The organism is Edaphobacter sp. 4G125, from assembly GCF_014274685.1.
Lineage (GTDB): Bacteria > Acidobacteriota > Terriglobia > Terriglobales > Acidobacteriaceae > Edaphobacter.
Map to the genome: position 1 here is coordinate 2,936,139 of NZ_CP060393.1, position 21,855 is coordinate 2,957,993.

General features: G+C 54.4%; 21 protein-coding genes. 6 read left to right on the forward strand and 15 right to left on the reverse strand.

Going from position 1 to position 21,855, the window contains the following annotated elements:
• Nucleotides 1-50: 50 nt before the first annotated feature.
• The 14 genes from H7846_RS18135 to H7846_RS18145 form a co-directional block, all read right to left on the reverse strand.
• The gene (locus H7846_RS18135) at nucleotides 51-356 is read right to left on the reverse strand and encodes a tyrosine-type recombinase/integrase (RefSeq protein ID WP_370561243.1); all 306 of its coding nucleotides are present in this window, start codon (nucleotides 354-356) and stop codon (nucleotides 51-53) included.
• On the reverse strand, nucleotides 329-475 hold the full coding sequence (locus H7846_RS18180; protein ID WP_449240077.1) for a VIT1/CCC1 transporter family protein: 147 nt from the start codon (nucleotides 473-475) through the stop codon (nucleotides 329-331). Before H7846_RS18180 ends, H7846_RS18135 begins: the two co-directional genes overlap by 28 nt.
• Nucleotides 476-638: 163 nt before the next feature.
• The gene (locus H7846_RS12200) at nucleotides 639-3,743 is read right to left on the reverse strand and encodes an efflux RND transporter permease subunit (RefSeq protein ID WP_186692419.1); all 3,105 of its coding nucleotides are present in this window, start codon (nucleotides 3,741-3,743) and stop codon (nucleotides 639-641) included.
• Between the two features lie 7 nt (nucleotides 3,744-3,750).
• Nucleotides 3,751-5,007 (reverse strand): efflux RND transporter periplasmic adaptor subunit, encoded by a 1,257-nt coding sequence (locus tag H7846_RS12205; protein WP_186692420.1) that lies wholly within the window; start codon nucleotides 5,005-5,007, stop codon nucleotides 3,751-3,753.
• 50 nt (nucleotides 5,008-5,057) lie between these two features.
• A complete protein-coding gene (locus tag H7846_RS12210; RefSeq protein WP_186692422.1) occupies nucleotides 5,058-6,314 on the reverse strand; it encodes a TolC family protein in 1,257 nt (418 codons plus the stop codon).
• A gap of 145 nt (nucleotides 6,315-6,459) precedes the next feature.
• Nucleotides 6,460-7,833 (reverse strand): sigma-54-dependent transcriptional regulator, encoded by a 1,374-nt coding sequence (locus tag H7846_RS12215; RefSeq protein WP_186692423.1) that lies wholly within the window; start codon nucleotides 7,831-7,833, stop codon nucleotides 6,460-6,462.
• A 1-nt stretch (nucleotide 7,834) separates the two neighbouring features.
• On the reverse strand, nucleotides 7,835-9,139 hold the full coding sequence (locus tag H7846_RS12220) for a sensor histidine kinase (RefSeq protein ID WP_186692424.1): 1,305 nt from the start codon (nucleotides 9,137-9,139) through the stop codon (nucleotides 7,835-7,837).
• 332 nt (nucleotides 9,140-9,471) lie between these two features.
• Nucleotides 9,472-9,759 (reverse strand): YceI family protein, encoded by a 288-nt coding sequence (locus tag H7846_RS12225; protein ID WP_370561244.1) that lies wholly within the window; start codon nucleotides 9,757-9,759, stop codon nucleotides 9,472-9,474.
• A gap of 28 nt (nucleotides 9,760-9,787) precedes the next feature.
• Entirely contained in the window at nucleotides 9,788-9,949 is a 162-nt protein-coding gene (locus H7846_RS12230) for a hypothetical protein (RefSeq protein ID WP_186692425.1), read from the reverse strand.
• 172 nt (nucleotides 9,950-10,121) lie between these two features.
• Nucleotides 10,122-10,541, reverse strand: a complete 420-nt coding sequence (locus H7846_RS12235; protein ID WP_186692426.1) for a PIN domain-containing protein — start codon at nucleotides 10,539-10,541, stop codon at nucleotides 10,122-10,124.
• On the reverse strand, nucleotides 10,538-10,801 hold the full coding sequence (locus tag H7846_RS12240; protein WP_186692427.1) for a prevent-host-death protein: 264 nt from the start codon (nucleotides 10,799-10,801) through the stop codon (nucleotides 10,538-10,540). Before H7846_RS12240 ends, H7846_RS12235 begins: the two co-directional genes overlap by 4 nt.
• A 380-nt stretch (nucleotides 10,802-11,181) precedes the next feature.
• Nucleotides 11,182-11,394 (reverse strand): hypothetical protein, encoded by a 213-nt coding sequence (locus tag H7846_RS12245; protein ID WP_186692428.1) that lies wholly within the window; start codon nucleotides 11,392-11,394, stop codon nucleotides 11,182-11,184.
• 564 nt (nucleotides 11,395-11,958) lie between these two features.
• Nucleotides 11,959-12,363, reverse strand: a complete 405-nt coding sequence (locus tag H7846_RS12250) for a tyrosine-type recombinase/integrase (RefSeq protein ID WP_186692429.1) — start codon at nucleotides 12,361-12,363, stop codon at nucleotides 11,959-11,961.
• A complete protein-coding gene (locus H7846_RS18145; RefSeq protein WP_370561245.1) occupies nucleotides 12,323-12,418 on the reverse strand; it encodes a hypothetical protein in 96 nt (31 codons plus the stop codon). The genes H7846_RS12250 and H7846_RS18145 overlap by 41 nt, the downstream gene beginning before the upstream one ends.
• Before the next feature lie 361 nt (nucleotides 12,419-12,779).
• Between H7846_RS18145 and H7846_RS12260 the strand changes: the two genes are divergently transcribed.
• Entirely contained in the window at nucleotides 12,780-14,708 is a 1,929-nt protein-coding gene (locus H7846_RS12260; protein ID WP_186692430.1) for a family 16 glycoside hydrolase, read from the forward strand.
• Between the two features lie 14 nt (nucleotides 14,709-14,722).
• Here H7846_RS12260 and H7846_RS12265 read toward each other — a convergent pair whose 3' ends face one another.
• Nucleotides 14,723-16,057 carry a hypothetical protein gene (locus tag H7846_RS12265; RefSeq protein ID WP_186692432.1) on the reverse strand — a complete coding sequence of 445 codons (1,335 nt, stop codon included), beginning with the start codon at nucleotides 16,055-16,057 and terminating at the stop codon, nucleotides 14,723-14,725.
• A 244-nt stretch (nucleotides 16,058-16,301) separates the two neighbouring features.
• Between H7846_RS12265 and H7846_RS12270 the strand changes: the two genes are divergently transcribed.
• The 5 genes from H7846_RS12270 (at nucleotide 16,302) to H7846_RS12290 (ending at nucleotide 21,835) form a co-directional block, all read left to right on the forward strand.
• Nucleotides 16,302-17,300: a sugar phosphate isomerase/epimerase family protein gene (locus H7846_RS12270; RefSeq protein ID WP_186692433.1), complete on the forward strand. Its 999-nt coding sequence runs from the start codon at nucleotides 16,302-16,304 to the stop codon at nucleotides 17,298-17,300.
• A gap of 61 nt (nucleotides 17,301-17,361) precedes the next feature.
• A complete protein-coding gene (locus tag H7846_RS12275; protein WP_186692434.1) occupies nucleotides 17,362-18,816 on the forward strand; it encodes an MFS transporter in 1,455 nt (484 codons plus the stop codon).
• A 29-nt stretch (nucleotides 18,817-18,845) separates the two neighbouring features.
• A complete protein-coding gene (locus tag H7846_RS12280; protein ID WP_186692435.1) occupies nucleotides 18,846-19,817 on the forward strand; it encodes a VOC family protein in 972 nt (323 codons plus the stop codon).
• Between the two features lie 89 nt (nucleotides 19,818-19,906).
• Nucleotides 19,907-20,812 (forward strand): sugar phosphate isomerase/epimerase family protein, encoded by a 906-nt coding sequence (locus H7846_RS12285; protein WP_186692436.1) that lies wholly within the window; start codon nucleotides 19,907-19,909, stop codon nucleotides 20,810-20,812.
• 24 nt (nucleotides 20,813-20,836) lie between these two features.
• Entirely contained in the window at nucleotides 20,837-21,835 is a 999-nt protein-coding gene (locus H7846_RS12290; RefSeq protein WP_186692437.1) for a Gfo/Idh/MocA family protein, read from the forward strand.
• Nucleotides 21,836-21,855: the final 20 nt, after the last annotated feature.

Consider the following 21,855-nt stretch of genomic DNA (forward strand, 5'->3'; position numbering starts at 1 on the left):
GGAAGATGAAGTGCTCATCATCAGGATAGAACGATTCTTTCCGCCATATCTCAAGACACTTCACCACAGCCGGATGAAGAGGAACGGGTTTCCGACTCGCCTCGATTTTCGTGTCTCCGAAATGATTCCGCACACAAGACCGGAGAACATGAACCAGCATCAAGATCAAGGTCGCTCCATGTCAGCGCGACAAGCTCTGATCCTCGCAGGCCAGAGCTTCCCGCCAACATCACCATCGCTCGTTCCCGCAGATCAAGTTCCGTGATGAGCGAAGCAAATTCGACCGGTGCCGCCACGTCCGGCTCGCGCAATCGCTTTGTCGAAGTTCTCACCTTGGTGACAGAGTTACGATCCATCCACTCATCGACATCGCGCCTGCAACTAAACCAGCTGCCCCTGCAACCATAATATTTCTTTGTGTTCCATGCGCCACTGCGACACCGAGTACCAGACTGCTGGTAGACAGTATCCCCATCGTTTGCACCCAGGACCGCAGCCCGCAACCAGCCAACCCGGTCGGTGCGATGTCGTTCGACTTGAACCTTTGGCATCTTGTCTCCTTCGTAAAGCTTATAAAGCGTAAGTAACACCTAGGAGGTGTGAGAGAGCACGGAGAGCTTCCCACATCTCTACTTGGATCATGACGCAGAAATCAGGTTCCCAGCATGAGTCGGTTCTTCAGATTTAGGAGATCTATCGAACCAATCGTAGAGCGTTGGTAGCAAGAACAGCGTCAGCAAGGTGGAACTGATCAGCCCGCCGATAACGACGGTCGCGAGGGGACGCTGTACCTCGGCACCAGTCGAAGTGGAGACGGCCATAGGAACAAATCCGAGACTGGCGACGAGCGCCGTCATCAGTACCGGTCTCAAACGACGTTTCGAACCCTGAAGAACTGCATGATGCAACGATCCCCCTTCGTCTCTCAATTGGTTGATGGAACTGACAAGCACCACACCATTGAGCACGGCGACGCCAAGCAATGCGATGAAGCCGATCGATGCCGAGAGATTCAGGTTAAGATGAAAGATCCACAGAGAGGCAATACCGCCCACAAGTGCAAACGGCACGTTGATCAGGATAAGTGCGGCTTGTTTAATGGAGTGGAAGGTCATGTAGAGCAAACCGCATACGATTGCTAGCGCCAGCGGGACCACCAGCAGAAGTCGTCGCATTGCTCTTTGCTGGTTCTCAAACTGGCCGCCGTAGGTGATGGTGTAACCAGCTGGCAACCTAACACTGCTGTTCACCTTCTGCTGGACCTCCGCCACGAAACTGCCGAGATCACGGCCTCTCACATTAGACATAACAACGATGCGACGTTGGCCTTCCTCGCGATTGATCTTCTCGGCTCCGCGCGTTATTTCTACGTCCGCGACCTGTCCCAGCGATACAACCTCTCCACCTGGGGCGTGCAATGGAATCTCTCGCATCGATACGAAGTCTGTGCCATACCTATCGGGCAATCGGAGAGCAATGGTGTAGCGACGTTGGCCGTCGATCACCTCCGATACCAGAGCTCCCGAAGCGCCCGCTTCCACTGCCTGTCGCACATCGGTAACATTCAGATCATAGCGTGCAAGCGCATCTCTGCGAACCTTAACGCTCAACTCCGCGACGCCCGAGTTAATCTCCATTTGTGCGTCTTCGGCACCCCGCACTGTATTGACCTGACGAAGCACTTGTTGCGCAATCGCGTCGAGTTGCTGGAAGTCATCTCCGAAGATCTTGACGGCCAAATCAGCTTTCACTCCGGAGACGGTCTCATCGAGGCGCATCGCCATGGGCTGTGTGAAGTCGTAGTTGATGCCTGGAATCTGCGCAAGCGCTTTGTCCATGGCATCGATAAGCTTTTCCTTAGCGTGGAACCTCTTCCAGGTTTTGGCTGGGGCGAGGGCAACATATACATCACCTTCATTGATGCCCATCGCCTCGGTGGCAAAGTCAGGTCGGCCAATCTTTGTTGTTACATCCTGAATCTCTGGAAAGGTACGAAGCGTCTCCTCGACACGCTTCGAGATCTCGATGGAGTCTGTGAGAGATATGCCGGGAAGCTTGCGCGTCTCTACCAAGATGGAGCCTTCGTCGAGACGGGGCATGAACTCAGTGCCAATGAACGCTAGTGAAGCTAAAGAAGTGATCATGACGATTGCCATTGCGGCGATGACGAGTATCCGATGACGGATGACCCAGGAGAGACCTGCGGTATAGCGGACGGTCAGCTTATCCATCCATGATCCGCCTTGCTGGTGGCTCTGCTTCTTGCGAAGACCCTTGCGGAAGACAAAGGAACTGAGCACGGGAATAACGGTTAGGGCCAAAAGCAAAGATCCGAGGAGTGCCGCGCAAACGGTGATGGCCATAGGGCGGAACATGCGGCCCTCGAGTCCTTCGAGAAAGAGGATCGGCAGGTAGACAGCGATGATAATACCGACGCCGAATGCCATGGGCCGTGCGACCTCAAGACCAGCATGTGCGATCGATGTTGCCGCGTCTTCGTCCTCGCCATGTTCCTGCATACGATGGACGGAGTTCTCAATCATGACGACTGCGCCATCGACGATCATGCCGAAATCAATGGCGCCCAAACTCATCAGGTTGGCACTGATGCCAAATAATTTCATCCCCAGGAAGCTAAAAAGCAGAGAGAGCGGAATGATCGAGGCTGTTACCAGAGCAGCGCGAAAGCTGCCGAGGAACAGGAGCAACACCACGGTGACAAGTATGAAGCCTTCAAAGAGATTGTGTTCAACAGTATGAATAGTTCCGTCGATGACCGTCGATTGATCATAGAAAGGTTTAAGAGTGACACCAGCGGGAAGATGAAGGGTAGCAATCTTTTGTTTCACCAACTCGATAACCTGTTTGCCGTTCTCACCCTTCAGCATGATGACCATTCCTGAGATAGCTTCGCCATTTCGCAATACCGCACCCTGCCGGGGCGCCGGGGCTATCACCACCTGTGCGACATCGTGCAGCATGACCGGTGTCCCTTGGTTTGCAAGCAAGACAATGTTGCCGATATCGTTGAGGCTGGCGGCCCGTCCCTGGCCACGTAAAGTGTATTGCTCATAGGCGTGCTCGATATAGCCGCCGCCGAAGTTGGTGTTGTTCTCGGCGACGCGCATAGCAACGTCTTTCAACGTGAGCCCGTACTGCTGGAGAAGGGCGGGGTCGGCTTTGATCTGATATTGTTTTGTCTCACCACCCCAGGTGTTTACGTCGCTAACGCCGGGAATAGTTCGCAGCTGAGGTTTGATCTCCCATTCCTGTATATCCTTCAGGTCCATCGGGGATAAACCACTTCCCGTCAGTGTGTATTGATACAGCTCACCAAAGGCAGTCGACGGTGGGCTGAGCACAGGTTGAATTCCAACAGGGAGAGAGGTGGCTACTTGTTGTAGACGTTCGTTGACGAGCTGGCGTGCGAAGTAGGTTGGCACATCGTCGTCGAAGACTACAGTAACCATCGAGAGCCCCAGTTTGGAGAGCGAGCGTACCTGCTGCTGCTTTGGCATTCCCAGCAGGGTACGTTCGATAGGGTAGGTGACGAGTTGCTCTACTTCCGTTGGAGGCATCGATGGGGCATCCGTCACAATAACGACTTGATTGTTGGTCAGATCTGGAAAGGCATCGACGGGAATGGTGTTGACAACCCAGCCTCCTAGCGCCACAAGAACGAGAACGGCGAGCAATACCACCCAACGATGAGCAAGGGAGAAAGTCAGAATCTTGGCGAACATAGTGTGGTTAATCTCCCTGCATGGATGCTTTGAGGAGTTGTGATTTCAAGAGAAAGCTGCCTTGAGTCACGACTTCTTCGCCGGGGTGAACTCCATCTTCTAAGACGGCTTTGCCGTTCACGGAACCGCCGACGCGTACCGGACGCAACATGAATCGGTTGGCGGCCTTGCGAACAAAGACAATATCCTGACCGTTCACTTGCTGAACGGCTTCCGGTGCAATCAGGATGAGCGGGTGCGTCTCACCGACAGCAATCTCTGCTGTTGCCAGCATTTCGGGGCGCAGGATGTCTCCCGCATGATCGAGATCAATACGAACCTGAAGGCGGCGGGTTGTGGGGTCAAACTCTTGACCTAGATTGCTAATCCGCCCTGCGAATCGTTGCCCCGGAATCCCCGGAAGAGTAACCCATGCGCTTTGCCCCACCTTCAGCTGACCGAGAAGTTCCTGGCCGACTGCAGCGAGCATCCACAAATGCCTTGGTTCTCCAAGAACAAAGATATCGGTGGCTGGTGCCACTGTTGTGCCGGGAGTCGCGTTCTTCTGTAGAACATATCCGCTTGCTGGCGCGACGATCGGAATTAGTTCGGCGGTTTCGTCATGCGCATTTGCTGGCAGGTCGGCGGGGATTCCAAGGTTCTCTTCGAGATGCGTCTTGCTGCGGATTACATCGGTCTGTCCGTTCTCAAGGGCCGTCTTCGCATTGACCAGTTCTTGACGCGCCTGTTCGGTTTGCTCTACCGAAGCCGCGCGGAGCGCATAGAGGCGCTGCATACGGTCATAGTTGACCTGCGCTAATGTAGCAGCCGACTGGAGACGGCTCTTTTCGGCAACCGCGATTGCGTAGGTTGCCCGGGCGTCATGTACATCGTGGCTGTGCATGCGAGCAAGCACAGCACCTTTATGGACGTAGTCACCAAGATTTGCGTAGACATGTTCAATACGGCCTGTTGACAGTACGCCGACATGCCAGCTTTCATTGTCCGGTAAAACGATCTTCCCTGGGAACCGCAGCAGATCGGGGGCACTCTGAACAGCAAGTGTGGTTGTAGCGATGGTACCCTGCTGTTCCGTGACGGGAAGAACGATCTCTGCTCCTTCACCCGCGCTCTTTGAAATCGCATTCTGATTGGATGCACTAGTTGAAGCTTCGTTGTTGTTGGCTGATGAACGATGACATCCGTTCAAAAAGCCTATACTCACCACAAGGACAGTAAGCATCACCCTCACTCTGACGGACTGTGTCCACGTGTGCTGTTCCATTCGTTGCCTCATATCGATCTGCCCTCGCAATTCCAAATCGAATTCCATGTTCATGGCTCAAGCCCTTCAGCGTATTCCAGGGAGACAACGCTCTGGTGATAGTTGCCTAGTGCTTCCACCCATACTCCCTGCGTGTCCACGCGCAACTTCTCCGCATCCAGCAGGCGAAGAAGGTCTGTCCCACCTTCTCGATAAGCGGCGCGAGAGATATTTGCAATATCGACAGCTTGGTCTAGCAGTGGCCTGTAGCGGTCCGTGATCTGGCGCTTCCATGTGTCATAAGACATGCGAGCCAATGCCAGGTCGCTCGCGCTTTGCTGTTGAACCGCCGCGAGGGTGGACCGATTGGCTTCGATGTCGAAGCGGGCCGCTGCTACCGCTCCCTGATTGCGATCGAAGATGGGCAGATTGAGCTGAAAGCCAGCGATCATCGTATTAAAGCCAGCCGTATGCTTGTATCCCAATAGCGCATCGACGTCGGGCCGTCCTTGAGCCTTCTGCGTCATCAGATTCGCGCGCGCGGTATCGATCGCTTGTCGCGCTTGCCTTATCTCGATGCGCTCCCCCTGTGGCGTATCCGTCGAAGGAGCTTCTTTGGGAAGATTTAATACATCAAAGGGCTCGCTCAAACGCCAGCTTTCCGGTGCAGCCAATCCCATCTCTCGGGCCAGCTTCTGCTTCCCCTGTGCCTCGGACAGCCTGCTGGAATCCGCACTTGCTTCGGCACGTGCTTCTTCCAGACGCACACGAAGCAGATCGACTGCGGCAATTTTGCCCTCATTGAAGCGTTTCTCGTGGTAGTCGAGAATCTCGCGATAGTAACCAACATTTTGTTCCGCTAGCGTGCGCAGATACTGTAGCCGAAGCGCATCCCAGTAGGTCTGGGCGACGTGCAGTTCGATAGATCGTTTCTGCTGTTCCAACATGAGTTGAGAACGGTTGACAAAACTGTTGGCTGTTGCGATCCGCGCTCCCCGCTTGCCCGATACTTCGAGGACCTCGGTTGCGTATGCAAAGGTATCAACGCCCTGTGTGAAGTCCACTCCAGGTCGTAGATTCTCCGATTGATAAAAGAGCCTTGGATTGGGAAGAAATCCTGCCTGACGGCGTAGTTGAAGGGCTGATCCCTCAACCTGTGCTGCTGCCTGCAGCTCCGGTCGTTTGCTTAGAGCCGAGACGATAGCATCGTGGAGAGATAGTGCCCGTAATGATGTATCCTCCGCGAAGATGCTGGGCGGCAGCGGCACAAGAACAATCCCGATGACAAATAGAAAAAGTCGCGATTTGAATATGTTTGTTTGCCTCATGTGTCTGCCATGAATAAGGCAATTGGAAGGCCAAACAAATCATGAGAAGGCTATTGAAATAATGGACTAGAAGAAACTCTATCGTTCCTCGTGCGGACGAGAATTCGAACGCTAGTTCAAGATTTTGAACAATGTGCCACGCCAGCTATAGGCCATACTTCGAGAGCTTGTAGCTAAGATCGCTTTTGGAAAGACCAAGCCTGCGAGCCGCCTCCGTCTTCGATCCATTGGTCTTCGCTAGGGTCTGTTCAATAATCGTTCGTTCCCAGGCGGCGAGCGTGCTGCGCAAATGAAATTCGTCAGGAAGCTGTGCTCCGCTGAAAACCGGGAAGCCGGACCCCGTTGAGGCTTCGTCCTGGAGGATTTCCGGTAGATCGAACCAAAGTATTTCCGGACTGCTCGTCAGGATACAGGCGCGCTCCAACAAGTTACGAAGTTCGCGTACATTGCCGGGAAAGTTGTAGGACATTAACTGTTGCAGAGCATCCGGGTGAAGCGTGCGCGCCGCTGTCTTCAGATCGCTTGTGATCTGCCGCAGTAGATATTCCGCGATCTCAGGAATATCCATGACCCTTTCGCGTAATGGAGGGACCTCGATTGGCACGATAGCTAGCCGGTAGTAGAGATCCTGTCGGAAGTTTCCTTCTTGTACTTCCTTCTTCAGATCGCGATGCGTAGCTGCCAGTACCCGAACATCGACATCTCGTGCAACAGTGGAGCCAACGCGGGTGATCTTTCCTTCCGCCAAAACACGCAAGAGTTTAGCCTGTGCTGCGGCGGACATCTCCCCCGCCTCATCCAAAAAGAGCGTTCCCTCGTGCGCCGCTTCGAAGAGCCCGTGGTGTACCCTGTCCGCTCCAGTAAATGAGCCCCGTTCATGTCCAAAGAGCTCACTCTCAAGTAAGGTCTCGGAAAAGGCAGCACAGTTAACGCTGATGAGCGGCTTGTTCGCCCGAGTACTGCTTTTGTGGATTGCTCGCGCTACAAGTTCTTTTCCCGTTCCGGTTTCTCCGGTTATGAGTGCCGTGGCTTCAGTCGGTCCCACCCGCGAGATAAGTTGACGTAACTTTACAACGGATGGGCTGCTCCCTCGGATCTCCGATTGTCCTTCAAGCCTGTCAACCGTGTTGCGCAGTAGATAATTCTCCCGCTGCAGTGAAGACCATTCTGCAGCACGACTCACAACCGCTCGGAGGTTGTCTGAAGAGAAAGGCTTGGTCAAAAAGTCGAACGCACCGCTTCGCATCGCTTCGACCGCAAGTTCGACGGTGCCATATGCCGTCAGCACAACTACTGCGGTTGACGGCTCTGACTGCTGAATTGCCCGGAGTACCTCCGAACCCTCCCCATCAGGTAGCTTCTGGTCGAGCAGCGCAACCTCAAAATCATTGCCATAGACTGCCTGCAAGCCGTCTCTAACAGTTGCAGCTTCTACTAGAACGTGCCCGTCTTGCCGAAGGTTAGCAGTCAGCACCTTTCGCATATTGGGTTCATCTTCGACAACGAGGACTCTGGCCATGCTAAGACTCCGTAGCAGGATACGCTTGCAACACAACGTTTTTATTGGCTGAAGGAAGAGTCATTGTGAAGACGATATGGTCTACATCATTCCGCTCAAGACTCAATTCACCGTGGTGTCTATCTACAATACTTCTGACGATAGCAAGACCGAGACCGGTGCCACCTTCCTTCGCGGTAAAGAATGGCTCAAAGATATGGTGCATGACCCGAGGCGGGATCGCAGGACCGGGATTTTCGATCTTGATTTGCAGACTCTCTCTGGAGAGGGGGGCAACGGTAAGGCGGATGAGACCATCTTGAGGCGAAGCCTCAATGGCGTTACGCATCAGATTCAAAAGTGCCTGCTGCAGCTGACTCTCATCGCCAAAGACCTGACAGGCATCGCATAACTCAACCTTAATCTGTAAGTTCTTCTGAATAGCCTGCGGCCGCACAATTGAGACGATGTAGCCAATCAGCGCTGTGGCATCAAGCTGTTGAAAAGGGCCGCGACCTGGCTTCGCGTATGAGAGAAAATCTGTCGTGAGCTTTTCCAATCGCTTCGCTTCCAAGCCCGCGATCCTCGACATCTCTTCCCGTTCCTGGGACGCGAATGATTGTGAGGCCGCAGTCTCAAGCGCGCTGGATATGATCGCTACAGGATTTCTGATTTCGTGAGCGATGGCGCTGGCCAACCTCCCTATTGCAGCAAGTTTCTCTTCTTCAATAAGCTTGCCACGCGCTGCTTCTAGGTCATCAAGTTGATGGTGGAGCTGCTCCTCGCGATCGCGCAGCATGTGAACCAATAGCCATACCAGGCACCCGACAACGAAATAGACGAGAACCAGTGTGCTTGCTTCGAGTATCTCGCCACTTTCAAAGGGTGGGGTAAAGTGACTGACATACGCGACCCAAAAGAGAGAGAGGATCGACGCTATCGTAGCGACAAATAGTGTCGCCGCAAGCGAAAAGTAGATTGCCGCCTCTAGAATCGGCAGAATCAACATCCCGAAATAGTGCGTATCTGGCTGGCGCGTCAGTACGGCCAATAGAAGAGCAAGGCACAAGGCCCATGCAATCGACGGAATAGCAAACCACCGGCCTCGCGATTTGTCTAAAGCCACAATCTGTTCCGCGCAGAAAATCTCAATCAGGCGAAGGCTGCTCGCAAACGCAATTAGTAGAAAGACAGAAAGCGGTGGCAGGGCCAAGAAGGTGGTGAAAAGCATCTGTGCGCCGAAGAAGATCAGCAGAACAGCGAGGTAAACCGATCCGATAACTGAACGGTTAACGATGTTATCGGCAAGTGAAAAGCGGTGGGGCATCAGATATAGGGTCTCTCGTTCACTCTAAAGCACCGTCATCCTAACAGCATTTAGAGGGCCAGCCATGGGACGCAGAAAAGCCATATTTTTGAGTTATTCAGAGTATTGATTTCAAAAAATTGAACCACTCCGTACAAATCTTTGAACTATGTCAGGCGGATCGAGTGCACCGCAACCACATTTTCAACATTTCTTGATTCATTCAGAGAGTGCCCTGAGCCTGCGTTACGTGATCTATGCCTGTACTTTTTTGTCAGTTAGAAACTTGGCCAACGATTTTAAGATCGATCGCAACGTCGTTCTCAGCTTTCCAGAACATGAAGCTTGGGTTCTTAGACATAAGGAACGTCGAATTGCGTCTTTGCGGTTGCCTTCGAACCATCTACGTGAATCTGCATGGGAATCGTCAGATCATGAGGATTGCCGAGTAGGGTGAACACACCGCTCACCAGAAGAGTTGAGTCCCCAGAGGGTGCGATCGTCCCGGTGTAGGTTTTGGGCGCAAAGGTGATAGTCGTGTACTGATCCACCTTGAGAATATCCCTATTTATCTTCCTATCACGGCTATCGTTACCAGTCTTGAATGTTTGCATCAGCGCCGTTGCGCCAGAGAAATCCATCGTTCCCTGCGCGTGAGCTATGCCGCTGCTAATGCCCACGAAGGGTGAGCACAGCGAGCGTCGGCCCCATCAGGTGAAGGGCATGTCGGAGGGATTGCTTGGAGAGCGGATTTGCCCACCGTTTGGCGGAGAGATTGGACGACCGATTGAGAGGCTTTCTCAATCGGATTGCAGGGCGGATTCTGAGCATCTTTGCACCTCCGCTGACATCGACGTCAGCTTGGTGCAAACCTATGGGAGGTCAGTTCGCTGTGTCCAATAACAAAATGAATGTTGGTTATTCTGCGGCGTGATAACAGCCTGAATCGGAAGGTTTGCTGAGAAGGATTCCAGCCGCGGCGTTTGCCGAGAAGTTATACGTCTCACAAATAGAGCTCAATCGTCTCAGTCGTCCAAGTGGATATGCCGCTGCCGAAGAAATCTCGATCTTCGGTCCAAACGGGGCACTTCAAGAGAAGGGAGGTAGCCACGATGGGCCAATCGTCGACGTCCCGAGAGATCATTCGTTCGCGCGCTGGAGATTCATATTCTTCGTACAAGCTGCGATCCACGATTTCAACTAGACGCGATAAGTGATCGAGCACCAGAATCCCTGGGGACGGGTCTACTCCGCGCTTGGCAGCCAGGGAAGGAATGCATTTCCGGGCATCCGTGAAGCAAATATCCGGGGCATAGAACGACACAGAGTCTTCATAGGCTTCGAGAAGACCGCGCACACGTGCCCCGAATACAGCGCGCAGAAGGATGTTTGCATCGAGCACAAGCCGTTTCTGGTCTGTCATCGTTTCTGCTTGGCTCGCCAATGTTTGAAATCGGCTACAGCTTCCTCTTCCGAGATGCCTTCGGCATCGAGGATCTCCTGCCAGCGAGTTGCAGCTTCGCGCAACGCGTCCTTGTCAGCGTCGGTTCGCCTGCGGCGGGCGGGGATGAAATACCCCACGGTATCGCCATGACGGATGATGGCCACGGGAGTTTCCGATTCGAGCAGGTAGGTGGCGAGTTTATCGCGGAACTCTCTCATGCCAACCTTCAGCGTTTCCATAATGGCTCCTTGCGTACCATTGCGTACACAAGGAGCCATTGCCGTCGATCGCTCTGGGCTGCTGAGGGGATTGCACCGCTGTCGCAGGGATCAACAGCACCGGGAGCTACCTCGACGCCACCAACCCGCCGGTTATCTGGATCGGCGTTAGCCGGACGCCCTACATAACATGCGCCAACCACAGCGCCAGCGAGTCGCCCCGATATCATCACCACGATCTCGGTGAACCGGAGAGCAGGGCAAAAAACCAACTTTATGTGCAGTCCAGCCCGAGGCCCCCCGGTTCTCCGAAGAACTGAACGAGGACGAAGGCCACCCATGCTTTCCGACTCCTGATTCGACTGGTTGCGCTTCCGCAACGTTCTGGTCTGACGTCTCTACTAGCCGGTTGGAGATGGTCCCGCGGTGCTCGCTGCATTCGTACTCAATATGGAAGACCAGCTGACCAGCGAAGACCGCTGCCGGTTTGCCGACCAGCGCAGCCGCTTGTCCGTGGCGTCGATCTCCGATACCTGACACGCTGAGTTCGTATAGCTAAGCCGGGTGTTACCGATGTGACCTGACAGACACCCAATCACTTCGCGGGATATCATAGCTACGGCAGTTCCCTTCTCTAACTAGTGACCGAAACAAACGATGACACGTACCGATGCTCTACAACGACTCCAAATTATTAGCGGAGCCGGGGCCGCGAACTCTCTCGAATCAAAGCCCTCGTTCGCAACTGCGTCTGAATATAGTCGCATGCTGCCTGTGCGAGCACAGAACGATGTCGATGTTCGATCGAGGAACCTGGAAGAAAAGCTGGATCAGCCGTCTGGAGACCGATGGGATTCTCCGGTCAAAGATGGCAGGAACCGCTTGAGGCGATGGTCTACAACGCTGGAAAGTATCTGTCCTGAGCCTGCAGCTTAAAAGCCCTCATTTCTCCGAGATTCGTGGTTGCCAATAAGGGGAAAAACGGTACTAAAACAGGCTCTTTCGAGAACATCATTCGACGGAACTGGCGCGTTTTATCAACTAGTTAGAATAAAGTACCTGAACTGCAAAACCTTTATGCGTCGGTTCGATCCCGACCCGCGCCTCCAAATCTTCTCAACAACTTAGAGCGATTTATCGAGGCAGTCAATCCGCATGGTTTCCAATATGGTTGCCAATTAGCGAATAACCCCTGATAAGTCCGCCAGTTGGGCAGATCGCGCGGCAGAAAAACCACCGCTCAACTGCCCGCTCAGCGTCTCTGCCGCCATGTCCGCCGACTCATCGAGGACATGGGCATAGACCTTGAGAAGAAGGTCGGGACACGAGTGCCCAAGGCGTTCCTGCGCTGCCTTGATGGGCACACGAGCCGCCACCATCTGTGTCGCTCCCCAATGTCGGAGAAGACGCCACGTGATATGTGGAAGTCCAAGCTCCCTTGCCACCGGCTGAATGCGCCGGGACATGAGAGTCTCGTGCCAGATCGGACCGGGCTTCATCTTCTTGCCCGCATTCTTGATGCGATTGGGAAACACCCAGTCCTCATCCTTCGCCTTCATCCGTTGCAATGCAGCGAGCGACACTCTCAGCTACCTGCTCTGGCGAGCTCCCATATCCTGACATGAAATCCGCACTCACCGGAAGATCGACTGCAGCCGTGATTGCGGCGATATGCGTTAGGTTCGTCTTTTCGCTGTTACGCAGGCTGGTTTGACGACAGTCCTCAACCTCAATGAGTGACTCCTGTTCCCATGAATTTAAGACATCACGCCGAAGGCTTTCGCTCGACTAAAGCCATTGATCCTGAGAGATTGCGGCAGAGACGCCAATATGTCTTAACGTTAAGACCATATTGGCTGCAAACAACTGATAAATAAAGATGAAACTCTCTTATTAGGACACGACGAATCCTCGCCAAGGCCTTGACCGTGAATTAACTTGTTCGTCCCCGCCGCCTGACCCGAGAGTCTTTTTGAGAATCCACAAAATTGAGGCCTTCGTGAAAACCCGACTTTTGAAATCAGCCCTCTTCTTGATGCTGTCAGTTATATTTCATCCTGATCTCCGTGCCCAAGAGAAACCTCGCATCATCGGCATGGCGCACATGGCGTATTACGTCAGCGACCTGAAGCAGGCGCGCGACTACTACGAAGGGTTTCTCGGTTTTCAGGAGGCGTTCACGCTCAAGAACCGGGACGGCTCCGATCATGTCGTCTTTATCAAAATCAACGACCACCAGTTCATCCAGCTTTATGCCGAACCGGTAAAAAACTACGGCTATATCCATGATGCGGGTTTTGAGACGAACGACGCCAAAGGCATGAGAGACCATCTGGCTTCCATCGGCGTTACCGTACCCACTGCCGTAACGAAGAATGAAGAAGGCGATCTAAGCTTCAACATCACAGAGCCGTCCGGGTTCACGATCCAGATCGTTCAGTACATGCCGGGCAGCAAGGTGACGGCGACCAAAGGCAAGTTCATGCCCGCCACTCGCATCTCCGACCACATCGACCATATCGGTCTTCTGGTCAAAGACAAGGAAACCACCTGGAAGTTCTATACCGACGCCTTTGGATTCACCAAGGAAGGTGACGGCTCCAAGATGGCTGTACCGGGCAGCGCTGATCGATTTGAGGTCGGCTGGGAGAAGCGGAAACCTGAAGAGGCGCGCTTCCATATTAAGGACCACATCTGCCTCTCGAACGCAAACGTGCCGAAGATGACAGCTGAAATCGCGGCCAGGCCTCAGATGAAGCAGTTTCCCGATGCGATTGCTGATGTGCATCAGTTGCCGAATGGAAAGAACGTGGTCGAGATCTACGACCTGAACAAGAATCGCGTCGAAGTCATGGAGCCTCCGAAGGCAGGCGACGTCGCCACGGCCGGCGCAGACCCCGCAGACTCCCAGCCCGATGGAGGCTCCAGGAAAGGCTCAAAAGGCGGAACCAAAGGAGCGCCGCGTAAGGTTGAGCTGCCGCATCCGTTCTACTGGGCCGCTACCGATGCACTGCGAGGCGACTGGCAAGGGACCGGCGGGCTCGTCGCCCAGGTTGTTCCCATCATGGACAAGATCTACTCCAAGGAAGACCTGATCCCGCAACAAGACGACAACGCCAAGTACGAAGTCCACCTCTTCAAACAGTTTGACCAGCCGCATGACATTCCCGTAGCCGCGCTGAATGGGACACTCGCCAACGGTGTCCTTCCGCTGGAAGGTGATGGCTGGACGGGCTCGATTGAAAACGGGCATTTGAAGGCTAAGAACGGAGATCAGAGCATCGATCTGCAGCACATCACGCGCTCGTCTCCGACGCTCGGCATGAAACCGCCTCAAGGCGCCATCGTCCTGTTTGACGGAAAGAATATGGATGAGTGGTCGAAGATGATGGAGAAGGAGTGGCTGAAGGAAGATGGCCCCTGCAAATGGCATCTTGTTCCGGGCGATGCCGTTGAATCTGTCCCGCGTACCGGCAACTGCATCAGCAAGCGGACCTTTGGCGATGCAAAAATCCACGTCGAGTTCCGCACCATCGGCGGCCCAACCAACAGCGGCGTCTACATTCAGGACCGCTACGAGGCCAACATTAATGAGACTTACGGCAGCCTGACGGCCAATCCCAACGGGCAGTTCGATAACTCCATCGCAACCAAGCCGGGGATTCGCGCTTCACGTCCGGTGCTTGAGTGGCAGACCTTCGACATTGACTTCAAAGCCCCTCGATTCGATGCAACCGGACAGAAGACCGCCGACGCAAAGGTGACATTGATGTTGAACGGTGAGCCGCTATACAACGATCACATCCTGGGTCCAGTAACTCTGAACGCCGCAAAGCTGGGTGAAGCCTCGAAAGGCCCCATCCAGCTGCAGGAACATGGCATGCCTGTGCAGTTCAGAAATATCTGGGTGCTGGAGACATCCCAATAACCGGCCACTGTTCTCTAGGAGGCACTCGAAGAGAGTGCCTTCGGCGAACGGCTCAAGATAATTGTTACCGAACGGGGGAGGCCTCCCCCGTTCTCTGTTTTCAGCAGAGCTTCAAAGTACGGAAATGCCTTCCCGGTTGAACCCATCCTCGAACGCAGTTGCAACATCGAAGACTCGTCTTTCAGGAAGTCCAGTGCCGCACCGATGGCTGCCCCACCTGTGCCCGAGATGACGAGAATATTGCCGGTACCGCTCACATTCGGAAGAAACGCGATGCTGGCATAGCCATCATGAGTTTTGGAACCGTCGACTGTTGACCGGAACTTATCCGCGTCCTGTGCTTTGGCGGTGATGTCGATCGGGTAGTAGCTGTCCAGAGCGGGATCGTACTTCCACCGTAGTGCAAGATAAGAATCAAGCGCCTGAATCCATGGATTGGATTGTCGTGTTCCCAACAGAATGATGTTGCCGGATTTGAGCTGCCGGAAGGAGAAATCCCTGGCAAAGTACAGATTGGTGCTTGTTCCAAAGACTTCCGCAGTCTGCGACAGTCGACCCACAAGATTAACATCCGAAAAATTCGACTGCCGCTTCAGAAGAAACGATTGGACGGCCTTCGGATCCAGGTGCGAGGCTTCCGCTTCATCGCCTATCGGGTGCAGATAGCTTCTGTCGAAGTATTCCGTCAGAGAAACCTGCCGTCCTGATACCTGTTGATAAAATTCCAACGACGCATCATCCAGCACGACATGGGCAGGGTTGCCCTGCTGAAATATCCCGGACCAGAACTGGCGTATTGTAGCTCCCTGTATGGAAGAGCTGTGTGTTATTTCATTCTTACTTCGAACTAATAAGAACGCACAAAGAGACGCCAAGAGTACCGTGAGAAAACCGAAACCCCACGCGCTCCAAACCGCGATGGAAGGCCCCTTAACCAGCGAGACTACAGGAAACATCTGCTCTCGCGGTTCTTTGATCTCTGTCGTCATGGACGGCATCGAGAAAACAGGGACATCGGCCAGTTCAGGTAGCTTCCCATTCACGGCGAGCTCGCGCTTACGAAATATTGGCGCGTAATTCCCCTTTGGGATCTCAACCACCAGGGGCTCATTTTCACCCTCGGTCTGGAAGTACTCCGCGAGACGCTTTCGCAGCAACGAGGCATGAACACGAACAATATTGTCGGCCGCTGTATCGTAGTGCTCCGGCCTGCCAAAGACCTTGTGTCCTAACTCAAGTTCGTGAATGTCGTCGATCGACTCATCGAGCGCCTTGCCGCAAAGGTACAGAAATAAATCTCTGAGCCGGGCTGATTTCGCGATCAAATTGCTCGCGACAATTCGATTCACGAGCTCCTTGCACGCCTGCACATCGCAACTTTCCTGCGTATCTATCACGAATTGAAACGCTACCTGAAGGGCGGAACCATCGTCAACCAGCGATTAAACCGCTCTTAACGTATAGGGCAAGTCCGCAAGTAATTGAACCTAAACAGCCGTAGTCACCTCGGATACCAGGAATTGCTATACCGTTAATTAACTTGCTGACTCTCCCTCCGGCAAACGATGGTAGCAAAGGAAGATGGGAGAACTCTTGAAACAAGTTTCATCCATGCAGAATTGGACACGCCGACGCTTTCTTGGAACCGCTGGAACAGCTCCTTTGGTGGCCCTGGCCACCATGCAGATCACTCAGTCCGTTCAAGGAGAGATCAAACCGGTGCCAAGAGCAGGGGCAACCATGCTGAAGGTATCGCTGAATGCCTTCTCCTTCAGCCGCCTGCTGAATGCGAAGGTCAAGCGCGGGCAGGACGGCATCGACCTCTTCGGCCTTGTCGATTTCTGTGCAAAGCACAACATCGATGGAATCGACCCAACCGGGTATTTCTTCCCCGGCTTCCCCGACGTTCCTCCGGACACCTACATCTTCGACCTGAAGCGCAAGGCATTCGAGGCCGGCGTCGGTATCAGTGGCACAGGGGCGCGGAACAACTTTACGACCTCAGAAAAAGACAAGCGGGCAGCTGACCTCAAGATCATCAAGGACTGGGTCGTTGTCGCCTCAAAACTTGGCGCTCCTGTGCTTCGCGTCTTCGCCGACACCCAGATGCGCAACATGACCTGGCATGACGTCGCCAAAGGATTCACCGGGGACCAGGTACGTGAATGGATCGCCGATGACCTGCGGGAGTGCACGCAGTTTGGCAAGGAGCATGGCGTCATCATCGGTGTCCAGAACCACGGCGACTTTCTGCGTACCAGCGATGACCTGATCAAGCTGGTTGGCCTCGTTGATTCTCCGTGGTGCGGAGCCATCGTTGACACAGGCTATTTCCGCTCTCCCGATCCCTACGTCGACATGCAAAAAGCCGCGTCCTACGCCGTCAATTGGCAAGTCAAGCAGAGCGCCTTCGGTGCGGCCAGCGACGTCAAGCTCGACCTGGACCGCCTCCTCCGTATCGTACGATCCTCCGGATACAGTGGATATCTTCCGATCGAAACCTTGTCGACTCCCGGTAAACCCTACGATCCATACCAGGTTGTGCCGCCCTTTGTTCAGGAGCTGAAGGCGGCTATCGCACGAACCGCTTGATCTGGATCTCTGAACATCTCTATCCGAAATCACCCTAACTCAGTTCGGCAAGGTATCTGCAATGCGCGTCCAGACATCGGCACCATCTCAAAACGAACAAGCTCCGCGTGTCGCTGCTGACGCTGGATCAGTCATATCCCCAGGAGGCGGATACCGGTGGAAGATATGCGCACTGCTCTTCTTTGCGACAACGCTGAACTACATGGACCGACAAGTGCTTGCGCTGCTCAAGCCGGCGCTTCAGGATCCGATCCGCGGAATCGGCCTGACTGAGGTTCAATTTGCAGCAATCGTGTCCATCTTCTCCGCGGCCTATGCTCTGGGCCTGCTTCTGAGCGGCGGTTTCATCGATAAGGTTGGCACTCGTATCGGCTACGCCGTTGCTGTGGTCATCTGGACCATAGCCTCCATGTCGCACTCGCTGGTGGGATATGCTCCCGCCACCAGTGCTCTTCACGCGCTCGCTACCGATGCCGCTTCCCTCTTGCGGCACGTCCCTGGCCTTGGTTCAGCATCGTGGCTCAACTCGATGGCAAACCTCTCGGGAGCCGTCATCGGGTTCGGCATAGCGCGGTTCGTTCTGGGGCTCGGCGAGGCCGGAAACTTCCCCGCTGCCATCAAAGCCGTCGCAGAGTGGTTCCCCAGCAAAGAGCGCGCATTGGCAACGGGCATCTTCAACTCCGGAACCAACATCGGCGCCACGCTGGCTCCGTTTGCTGTCGGCTTCCTGCTCTATCATCTTGGCTGGCAGTATGCCTTCCTCGCCACCAGCGTCTTCGCTATGATCTGGCTGGTGCTCTGGTTCGCGCTCTACCGCAATCCGACGGAGCATCCGCGTATCTCCCATGAAGAACTCGCGTACATCAACGGCGGCGCAACAACCCAGCCTGCTTCGAAGATCGCCTGGTCGCGTCTCATTCCACATCGACAGACGTGGGCCTTCCTTCTCGGCAAAATCATCACCGATCCCATCTGGTGGTTCTATCTTTACTGGCTGCCGGGATTCCTGAATGCGCGCTTCGGTCTATCGATTACTAAGATGGGATTGCCGCTGCTGGTCATCTATAACGTCTGCACGATTGGCAGCATCTTTGGCGGATGGCTCCCGGCGAAACTGATCTCCCTGGGATGGACAGTGAACCGCGCGCGAAAGTCAGCGATGCTTCTTTACGCCGTGGCAATTACTCCAATCATGTTTGTCGGCAAGGCTCATACGCTGTGGCAAGCAGTTGCGCTGATCAGCCTGGCGACAGCAGCACATCAGGCCTGGTCGGCAAATCTTTTTACGTTGGTCTCGGATATGTTTCCCCGCCGAGCCGTTGCGTCGGTTGTCGGTATCGGCGCATGCGGCGGTTCTATTTCGATGATGTTCTTCGGCCTGTTTATCGGCTTTGTGCTTCAGATCACACACGGGAACTACGTTCCTGTATTTCTTTTGGCGGGATCGGCATATCTCGTCGCTATCACCGTCATTCACCTGCTTGCGCCGAAGCTGGCGCCTGTAGCCGTCGATTAGTTTTATATCTCTGACGAAAGGCAGTCCTCATGTTCATTCAACGTTACCGCACGCCGCTTATGGCTGGTCTTGCGCTCGTGCTATCACTTCCGTCACAACTTCCTGCGCAAAACGCCGCTCCTGCACGCCCGAAGATTACGGGTATCTCTCACGCTGCTTACTACGTCACCGATCTGCAGAAGTCTCTGGTATTCTGGCACGACTTCTTCGGCTTCGATGAGTACTTCTCGCTGCCCAAGAAAGACAGTAAAGACATTCGCATCGCCTTCATCAAGATCAACGACCAACAGCATGTCGAGCTGTTCAACGAGCCGTCACCACATCCGCCCAACATGATGAACCACATCTGCTTCACCGTCGACAATCTCGAAGCGATGCGCGCTTACCTGCGCTCGAAAGGCGTCGATGTGAAGGCCGGTGACGGCAGCAAGACGAAGGCCGGCGATTATGCCTTCATGATTAAAGATCCCGATGGCACTCTGATTGAGTTTGTACAGACTCTGCCTGACGGCATGGAAGCTAAGTCCGCAGGCAAATTCGAGCCGAGCACACGCATCTCCGACAAGATCTATCACGTGGGCTTCCTCGTCGGAAACAGCGAGAAGGCCATGGACTTCTACGGCAAGATTCTCGGCTTTCAGGAGACATGGCGTGGCGGAGCGAACCCCAAGGAGCTGAGCTGGATCAACATGCGTGTTCCGGATGGAACCGACTACGTCGAGTTCATGCTTTATCGCAAGCTGCCTGCCGCCTATGGCACCAAGAACCATATGTCGCTGCTGGTTCCTGATGTGCCGAAGGCTGTTGCCGACCTGGAGTCACGCCCTGCATTCAAAGACTATGGGAAAGAATTGAAGGTTGCTGTCGGCGTGAATCAGAAGCGGCAGGTCAACATCTACGATCCGGATGGGACCCGCGTCGAGCTGATGGAGGGAAACACCGTTACGGGCAAGCCTACTCCTCCTTCGACGGCTCCGCCACCGCCGCCTGCGCATGATTGATTCAGCTGTTTTTCCGAAGGGCTGGAGCTATTGTGTCGCTCCAGCCTTATTTTGATAGGGTGGATGCATCCCAAGGAGATCTGAGTCCGATGAGCCGCAACCTGACGAGACGTACTTTTCTGGCAAGCCTCAGCGCAGCAGCTGCTGCTTCCACACTGCCTTCGTTTGCCGCGCTGCGTAAGAGCCACATCCAGTTTGGCTATGCTGCGATCACCTGGGGCAACGAAGAGCGGCAGGCCATCGATGACATCGCAGCCGTGGGCTATCGGGGCATCCAACTGCGCGCTAACGCGCTGACGGACTTCAAGCCTGCCGAGCTTAAGGACTTGCTGGCGCAGCATAAGCTGACCTTCGTTGCGCTTTCGAGCGGCGAAATCTCCGTCGACGAACCGGAAGCCGACCAGATTGCAACGCATGTGGCACATGCACAGTTCGTGAAGGACGCAGGCGGACGCTATCTTCAGATATTGGATAAGCTCACGTCGTATACGCGCACCGTAACTTCCGAGGAGTGCAGCAAGCTAGGCAAGCTGCTTACGGAGCTTGGCAAGCGCACGGCTGACATCGGCATTCCGCTTGGCTATCACAACCACCTCAACACGCTGAGCCAGAAGCCTGAGAACCTCGATCTCATCCTTGAGAACTCCGATCCAAAGTATCTGAAGCTGGAACTCGATACGGCGCATGCAGTCGCCGGCGGAGGCGATCCGATCCAGATGATCCGCAAGTATCATGACCGTCTTCTGTTTATGCATCTGAAGGACGTTCACGACATTCCTGCCGACACGCCAAAGGCGAAGTACCCGTTCGAGTTTGTCGAGCTTGGACGCGGACGCGTCGATCTTCCCGCAGTCTTCGCCGCTCTGGATCAGGTTGCGTTCAGCGGCTGGGCGGTTGTGGAGCTCGATCGTGTTCCAGACAAATCGCGGACACCAAAGGAATCGGCGACGATCAGCAAGGACTATCTCAAACAAAAGATCGGCGTCAAAGTTTAGCTCTCTCTTCTCGCGGAGGTTTGTTTGCGCGTAGGAATTGTTGGAACAGGCGCTATCTCGGCAAAGCATGCGCTTGCTTATCGGAATATCGGTTTTGAGATCGTTGCCTGCACCAACCATACAGCGAGCAAAGGTCAGGCGTTTGCTGCGGAGCATGGAGCAGAGTACGTCACTACGGTCGAAGAGCTTTGCCGTCATCCCAAGGTCGACTATGTCGACCTCTGCACGTTTCCTGACTTCCGCCTGCCTGTTGTGGAGCTTTGCGCCGTGAACGGCAAGCATCTTCTGGTGCAGAAGCCGATGGCTATCGATCTGGTAACGGCGCGGAAGATGATCTCCGTTGCTGACAGCGCGGGAATTCAACTCGGCGTTGTAAGTCAGCGTCGCTTCGATGATTCGACAATGTTTTTGAAGCGCGCGATCCAGCAAGGGAGGCTGGGCCGCATTCTCGAGGCGGATGCTTATGTGAAGTGGCACCGTTCGACGGAGTACTACAGTCGTCCGATCAAGGGCAGTTGGCAGGTCGAAGGCGGCGGTGCGCTGATCAACCAGGGGATTCATCAGATCGATCTGCTTCTGTCTCTCATCGGACCGGTCGCTCGCGTCTCCGCTGAATGGCAGCTTGGCGCGCTGCATCGCATTGAATCAGAGGACATCGTGAATGCTCTGCTTCGTTATCAAAACGGCGCGACGGGCGTGATCCAGGCTTCGACGGCAATCTGGCCCGGCTTTCCGGAGCGCGTCGAGATTCATGGCACGAAGGGCACTGCAATTCTCACAGGCGACAAGCTGACGGCGTGGGACATCCAGGATGATGCGGGCGAGCCTGCCCCCGTGGAAGTGAAGAGCGCCTCGGGAGCTTCCGATCCGATGGCTATTTCTGTCGTTCCGTTTGAGCGTCAGTTTCTTGATTTCGCCGACGCATGCTTGAAAGGCCGAACGCCGTTGTGCTCGGGCGAGGATGGGTATCGAGCGCTGGATCTGGTGCTTCGCATCTACGATTCTTGCCGCAACGCAAACTAAAGAGAGGACGTCACGGCATC